Origin of the sequence: Christiangramia crocea (genome assembly GCF_022410465.1) — a bacterium.
Taxonomy (GTDB): domain Bacteria; phylum Bacteroidota; class Bacteroidia; order Flavobacteriales; family Flavobacteriaceae; genus Christiangramia; species Christiangramia crocea.
The window spans coordinates 130,443-137,196 of the sequence record NZ_JAJSON010000024.1; the positions used below are offsets into that span (position 1 = coordinate 130,443).

Sequence of the window (6,754 nt, forward strand, 5' to 3'; positions counted from 1 at the left end):
GACTAGTCTTCCGAGCTTTCTTTGAATTGCTCAAATTCATTCTTATCCTCGGTCTTTGGCCAGCTATTGTTGTTCACATCAACGTCAGCTGTTTCAAGATCCGGATCCACGGTTATTTTTGTAATCTCCTTATCTGAAGGAATCACTTTGCTAACCACAGAATCATTCTTTCTCCAGATCTGAACCGGATAGGTGATCTTCTCTGAATTACCATCAGCGTAAGTAACTTCAATAATCAAAGGCATCACAAGTCCCCCTGGCTTTTCAAATACCACCTGATAGAAATATTTAGGAGCCTTAAGGTTCTTTCTTTCCTCTTCACTGAAATTATCCATTACGTATGCCTGGAGTGTCTGGGAGCTTTCCAGTAAAGACTTATTCTTCATATCTTCATTGAATTCCTCATCCTCTTCAGTCACCACATACAGAGCGTCAACATCCTCGGGAGAAGCTCCATAGCGCTGCAGCATTTCCTTTCCTTTTGTGGTAGGAGTATCAGTCACATAATATTTATTGACCTCCCTAATACCTATGTCCACATTATCTGTAGTATAGAACCAACCTCTCCAGAACCAGTCAAGATCTATACTTGAAGCGTCTTCCATAGTGCGGAAGAAATCTTCTGGAGTAGGGTGTTTGAACATCCATCTGTGAGAATAGGTCTTGAATGCATGATCAAACAATTCCCGCCCCATTACAGTTTCACGTAGAATATTCAGTGCAGTAGCCGGTTTTCCGTAGGCATTATTACCTAACTGATAAACCTCTTCAGGGTTTGACATGATAGGTGCAATGAATTCCTGATTGCCTTTCATATAAGGCACGATCTTATGAGGCTCTCCCCTTCTTGAAGGATACTTATCGTTAGGAGCAATTGCTTGGGGATATTCTTCTCCAAACTCCTGTTCTGCCATATACTGAACAAAAGTATTGATACCTTCGTCCATCCATCCCCATTGTCTTTCGTCTGAATTCACGATCATCGGAAAGAAATTATGTCCTACCTCGTGGATAATAACACTTATCATCCCATATTTGGTACGGTCGCTATAATTACCTTCTTCATCCGGACGACCATAGTTCCAGCAGATCATAGGATATTCCATCCCCTGGTTCTTAGCGTGAACTGAAACCGCCTTATGATAAGGATACTGGAAAGTATGATTGGAATAACTTTTCAAAGTACTTGCAACGGCTCTTGTAGACCATTCTTCCCAAAGAGGATTTCCTTCTTTTGGATATAAGGAAACTGCCATTACGGTTTTACCCATCACATCGGTGGCCATCATATCAAGAATAAACTTCCTTGATGTTGAAAAAGCAAAGTCACGAACCATTTCAGCCTTATACTTCCAGGTTTTGGTTTTACTGGAAAACCCCTTTTCAGCCTCTTCAGCCTCTTCCTGGGTTCTGATCACTACAGGAGCGTCAAAAGATTTTTGCGCTTTTTCGTAACGCTTCATCATTTCTTTGGTGTAAACGTCTTTCCTGTTCTGAAGTTCACCGGTAGCTTCCATCACATGATCTGCAGGAACGGTGATATTCACTTCGTAATCGCCAAAAGGCAAAGCGAATTCCCCGCTTCCCCAGAACTGCATGTTCTGCCAGCCTTCCACATCATTATAAACCGCCATTCTGGGAAAGAACTGTGCGATCACATAGGCTTTATTCCCATCTTCTTTAAAGAACTCATAACCCGACCGCGCTCTGTTGGTTACATGGTTATTGACATTGTAAGACCATTTTATATCAAACGTATAGCTTTCACCAGCCTTTAGCGGCTGAGCCATATCTATGCGCATCATGGTTTGATTAATAGTATATTTTAAAGGAGAACCATCTTTGGAAACTTCTTTAATATTGAATCCTCCATCAAAAGGTTCTTCCATATATTTATTCGCAAAACCTGCGACTGTCGCCACTGGCGCCATTCCGTCTCCGTCTTTCTGAAGAGAAGGAGAATCCTTTTTACGAATGTTCTGGTCTAACTGTACCCAAAGATATTCAAGGTCCTGGGGCGAATTATTATGGTAAGTTATGGTCTCCTCACCGGTTAATACTGAATTTTTATCATCCAGAACTATATCCATTTTATAATCGGCTTCATTCTGGTAATAAGCCGGTCCGGGCGCTCCCGAAGCGGTACGGTATTGGTTTGGAGTGGCAAACTCCATATACATCTGCCTGAATTTGTTTTGATTTGTGTGTCCTTCCTGCCGTGTTTCCTGTTGTTCAGTCTCCTGGGCCGATAATCCAGCGAAAACGAACATAAAGAAAACGGAGCATAACAAGTTTAATCTCTTCATTTATGTAGTTTTAATTTAAGATTTGCTAAAAATAATTATTTTCTTCACCCTGCAAGAAAAAGCATTCTTTAAAAAGATACGGTTTTACCACCATTCCCTTTCATCAGTAACATGCTTTCAATAGTTTTTCCTTTTTTCACATGAACAATATTCTTTTGAGAATCAAAAAGATCTGTGAGTATAAGATTTTCCACCCTAAGCTCTTTAAAGTCCCGAACCCCGGATGATTCTATAAAAAGAACAATCTGGTCTGCATCAAACTTACTTCCCAGAAACTTTAGTTTCTGACCCTCACCGTCAACTGTAATTTTTAATTTCTGATTGAGATATCTGGAAATGATATCCTTATTGGCTTTCAGGTCCTTTTCATACGAAAGGCTTATTTCCTGCTGATAACGTCTGCTGAGAACATTTTCGAAGTCATCTATAAAAACCCTGGAAATGATCTGAAGACTCTGTTCTTCCCTATCGTATTCAATTTCTGTAACACTAAGATAAGTTTCATGATCTTTCGCTGTGAAAGATGTAAGGAATATAAAAGCAAATAAAAGAGCAAAGGTCTTTTTCATGTTCATTTTTAATGCTTTTTAAGCAAATATCAAACCAAATTTAGGTTGTGGTTTGATAACAGGTAAGACTGGTGAAAATCATGAAGGTTTAATAAATTATCCCGGAATCTGTTTTGATGTATTTAGAATTTCTCCTCTCAGGTCTCTGAATTCCTCTATTCTGGTCTGGAAATATTCAATCAGCACAAAAGCATTGCTATTTATAACAAGACGATTAAAAGTGGGAGAATCTTCAGTACAGAAATAAACAAAATTACATATCTCATTTTCTTGCAGCTCCAGATCTTCCCTGAAGAATTCATGACCAACTATCTGTAAACTCTTATTGGCAATCTCCCTGGGCGTATAAACTGGTGTCGTTTTGCGATCTTCTGACAATTTATCGATTACAGCCCCGGCGACCTTATCCAATCTTATTCCCCCATTCGAAATGGGTTTAACATATGGGTTTTGCTCCCTGTCTTTGGCAATAAATTCGTTCAGATCATTTTGCAACCGATATTTCCGTTCAACATCGGCAGTGGATATCTTATTAATATCGCTAGCAAGATAACCGGAAAGCTTAATATCATCTACCAACACTTCTGCCAGCTCATTTATTTTATCGGAAAGAACTATCACGAGACTTCCTGATTCAAGCATTTCGGGGGTAACTACTACTGTCTTATTTTCAAACTGAACCGAAGAAATATAAAGGCTGTCACTTATATTTGCCAGTATCTGAAAATTTCCATCAACATCAGTTACAGACCCCTTTTCCAGATTTAAATTGATCACATGGATCTTCTCCAGGTCTCCAGTTTCTGCTTCGATTTTTCCCTTAATAATGGCTGATTCCTGGGCCGTAACCTGAAAGCCCCAGAAAAGTATAACCAGAAAGATACTATAGAATTTGATTTGTTTATTGTTTGATGAATTCACTTTATTGAAATTTCTTTAATGATGATATTTTAATTTACCCCGCCATTCCCTGAAGGATTTCACTTTTTCTCTAAAAAGATCGATGAGCTCCAGATCATTTCCAGATTTGTTTAAGGTGGAAAATCTTTCGTCCCGCGCACAATAATAAAGAAAATTTACTACTTCTTTATCAGGAATTTGCAGTTCAGTTTCAAAAAATCCTTTTCCAAAACGCTCTAAAGCCCTGCTTACCGCTGCCGATAATTCATCATTTGCTTTCACTTTCTTCAGCATTTTTATCCTTCCGTTAATCGTATTCAATATTAGATCTAAAGGTATCCCACCTGGTGAGGTAGTGGGCGTATACAATTTCCTTTCGGTTTGGGTGAGACCATTTTTGGTATAAGGAATACCAAATTTTGTACGATCAAAAATTTCGATCCTGCCAACATCTTTATCCAGAACTCCGCTTAATTTCAAATCGCTTATCCTAACCTCATCAAGTTCATTCCTTGCAAGGAACAGTCTAATCTCAAATTGACCTGCATCAAACTGTTCTTTTTTCACTCTGATTATTCTGTTCTGGAACTGAACAGAGGAAAAAAGAATACTGTCATTAATTCCTGCCCGAATATAAAAGCCTCCTGACTCATCACTTGTGATACCTTCCTTAAGGCTAAGATTGACCACGTGAATATTGGAAGCCGGAAGACTATCCGTGATAATCTGCCCTTTCAGGAGTTTTGATTCCTGTGCTGCCAAAGGACATTTAGCCAAAAGAATTATGAAACAGATGGGCAAAGACCTGATGTAAATCGTCCTTATCAAGAGAAACTGGCTGGTATTGTTGTCTTAATAACGAAAGAATTTAGGATTTCGCGCCTTTAGCCTCCCGTAAACTTTCTTTAACGCCCGTGTTTCCATAAATTTACCTAAAAAATTATGACCCACGCTATACTTGCAAGCACCTCAACCCTACACGGCCAGGATTACCTGGAATATTTGATCCCCCATCTCCCGGAGCTTTACCAAGGAATAGATGAAATTCTTTTTATTCCTTATGCCAGACCCGGGGGCATAAGCCATGGGGAATATACCGCAAAAGCTTCTGAAGCTTTTTCAAAGGCCGGAATTAAGGTAAAGGGCATACACGAGTTTGAGAACCATGCGAAGGCTGTTACAGACGCGAAAGGAATTTTTACAGGAGGTGGAAACACCTTCCTTCTGGTTTCGGAGTTATACAGGAATAAAGTTATGAACGTCCTAAAAGAAGTGGTGAAGAATGGTACTCCCTATATGGGCACAAGTGCCGGGACCAATATTGGCGGGTTAAGCATGCAGACCACCAACGATATGCCCATTGTTTACCCCCCATCATTTAAAACTTTAGGACTGGTTCCTTTTAACATAAACCCTCATTATTTGGATCCCGATCCAGAATCAAAACACAAGGGAGAAACCAGGGAGACCAGGATAAAGGAATTTCACGGACTTAATTCCCAGCCGGTTATTGGCCTGAGAGAAGGAAGCTGGCTCGAACTGAATGATAATAAAGTTACGTTAAAAGGAAAGCTACGGGCAAGAATTTTCGAAAAGGATAAAGTACCTTTCGAGGTAGAAACCGAAACCGACCTAAGCGATTTGAATTAATATGGATTACCAGAAAATTCTTAATACTATTCATGAAGAAATGAGTTACCGGGATGTTAAGGGCAAGGTTGCCTCCTACATCCCGGAACTGGCAAAAATAGACCGGAAGAAATTCGGGATGCATGTTTACTGTGGCGATCAGCAACATTTCTCCTTTGGGGATAGTAATGAGAATTTCTCAATTCAAAGTATATCAAAGGTATTTACCCTGGCGATGACTATGAGGATTATGGGAGAAGATCTCTGGGACCGCGTGGATGTTGAACCATCTGGAGACCCATTTAACAGTCTTACCCAGCTGGAATATGAACACGGCATTCCCAGAAACCCCTTTATAAATGCAGGGGCCCTGGTGATCTCAGATATTCTTGTAGACCAACTTCATGATCCAAAACAGGAACTGCTCAATTTTGTAAGAAAGATCACCGGCGACCCGAACATTCATTACGACAAAAGAGTTGCCGCCTCTGAAAAGGCCACAGGATATAGAAATGTAGCCCTGGTAAATTATATAAAGGCTTTGGGAAACATCAAATGTGATGTGGAACCAATTGTAGACTTCTATTTTCACCAGTGCTCCCTTGCCATGAACTGCAAAGACCTTGCAAAAGCATTCATGATATTTGCCAATAAAGGAAGGATGCTGGAGACAGGAGAAAAGATTTTAAAGCCAAAAACCGTAAAAAGAATTAATGCTCTTATGCAAACCTGCGGATTCTATGACGAAGCAGGAGAATTCAGCTTTCAGGTTGGACTGCCGGGAAAAAGTGGTGTTGGAGGTGGAATTGTAGCAATACACCCTAATAATTATTCAGTAGCCGTATGGAGCCCCATTTTAAATGAAAAAGGCAACTCTGAATTAGGAATGAAAGCGCTGGAAAGGTTTACCACCCTTACGGGAGTTTCGGTATTCTGAGACTTATGGAAACAAAAAAATGCCTTCCGTTAAAACGAAAAGCATTCCTTTATAAATTGAACACTGCTAAAATTAAAGTGCTGCGACGTGCTTAGTCAAATTTGATTTTAGGTTAGCAGCTTTATTATCGTGAATAATATTATTCTTAGCTAATTTGTCAACCATAGAAATCACAGAAGGCAACATTCCCTCAGCTTCTTTCTTATCTGCTTCACGCAATTTTTTTATCGCGTTTCTTGTAGTTTTGTGCTGGTAGCGATTTCTTAGACGTTTTGTCTCATTGCTACGAATCCTCTTCAACGCTGACTTATGATTTGCCATTACAATTGTTATTTAAAAAGTTTTTTAAAGTAGTCCGTAGGGGAATCGAACCCCTGTTACCAGGATGAAAACCTGGCGTCCTAACCCCTAGA

7 protein-coding genes are annotated in these 6,754 nt (G+C 39.7%); 2 read left to right on the top strand and 5 right to left on the bottom strand.

Annotated elements, in window-relative coordinates; genetic code table 11:
* Positions 1–2: 2 nt before the first annotated feature.
* The 4 genes from LU635_RS11595 to LU635_RS11610 all read right to left on the bottom strand — a co-directional run bounded on the left by LU635_RS11595 (position 3) and on the right by LU635_RS11610 (position 4,537).
* Positions 3–2,306, bottom strand: a complete 2,304-nt coding sequence (locus tag LU635_RS11595) for a M1 family metallopeptidase (RefSeq protein ID WP_240099373.1) — start codon at positions 2,304–2,306, stop codon at positions 3–5.
* A 68-nt stretch (positions 2,307–2,374) separates the two neighbouring features.
* Entirely contained in the window at positions 2,375–2,875 is a 501-nt protein-coding gene (locus LU635_RS11600; protein ID WP_240099375.1) for a DUF6702 family protein, read from the bottom strand.
* Between the two features lie 96 nt (positions 2,876–2,971).
* Positions 2,972–3,796 carry a carboxypeptidase-like regulatory domain-containing protein gene (locus tag LU635_RS11605; RefSeq protein ID WP_240099377.1) on the bottom strand — a complete coding sequence of 275 codons (825 nt, stop codon included), beginning with the start codon at positions 3,794–3,796 and terminating at the stop codon, positions 2,972–2,974.
* 15 nt (positions 3,797–3,811) lie between these two features.
* On the bottom strand, positions 3,812–4,537 hold the full coding sequence (locus LU635_RS11610; protein ID WP_240099379.1) for a hypothetical protein: 726 nt from the start codon (positions 4,535–4,537) through the stop codon (positions 3,812–3,814).
* A 180-nt stretch (positions 4,538–4,717) separates the two neighbouring features.
* Between LU635_RS11610 and pepE the strand changes: the two genes are divergently transcribed.
* Both pepE and LU635_RS11620 read left to right on the top strand, forming a co-directional pair.
* Positions 4,718–5,425: a dipeptidase PepE gene (gene pepE / locus LU635_RS11615; RefSeq protein WP_240099381.1), complete on the top strand. Its 708-nt coding sequence runs from the start codon at positions 4,718–4,720 to the stop codon at positions 5,423–5,425.
* 1 nt (position 5,426) lies between these two features.
* The gene (locus LU635_RS11620; protein ID WP_240099383.1) at positions 5,427–6,341 is read left to right on the top strand and encodes a glutaminase; all 915 of its coding nucleotides are present in this window, start codon (positions 5,427–5,429) and stop codon (positions 6,339–6,341) included.
* A gap of 72 nt (positions 6,342–6,413) precedes the next feature.
* On the opposite strand, the gene rpsT is transcribed toward LU635_RS11620, so the two are convergent.
* A complete protein-coding gene (rpsT, locus tag LU635_RS11625) occupies positions 6,414–6,662 on the bottom strand; it encodes a 30S ribosomal protein S20 (protein WP_240099385.1) in 249 nt (82 codons plus the stop codon).
* Positions 6,663–6,754 lie beyond the last annotated feature (92 nt).

Excerpts from the sequence above, each read along its gene's own strand:
- LU635_RS11595 (WP_240099373.1), bottom strand. The coding sequence starts at position 2,306 with ATGAAGAGATTAAACTTGTTATGCTCCGTTTTCTTTATGTTCGTTTTC.
- rpsT (WP_240099385.1), bottom strand. The coding sequence starts at position 6,662 with ATGGCAAATCATAAGTCAGCGTTGAAGAGGATTCGTAGCAATGAGACA.
- LU635_RS11600 (WP_240099375.1), bottom strand. The coding sequence starts at position 2,875 with ATGAAAAAGACCTTTGCTCTTTTATTTGCTTTTATATTCCTTACATCT.
- LU635_RS11620 (WP_240099383.1), top strand. The coding sequence starts at position 5,427 with ATGGATTACCAGAAAATTCTTAATACTATTCATGAAGAAATGAGTTAC.
- pepE (WP_240099381.1), top strand. The coding sequence starts at position 4,718 with ATGACCCACGCTATACTTGCAAGCACCTCAACCCTACACGGCCAGGAT.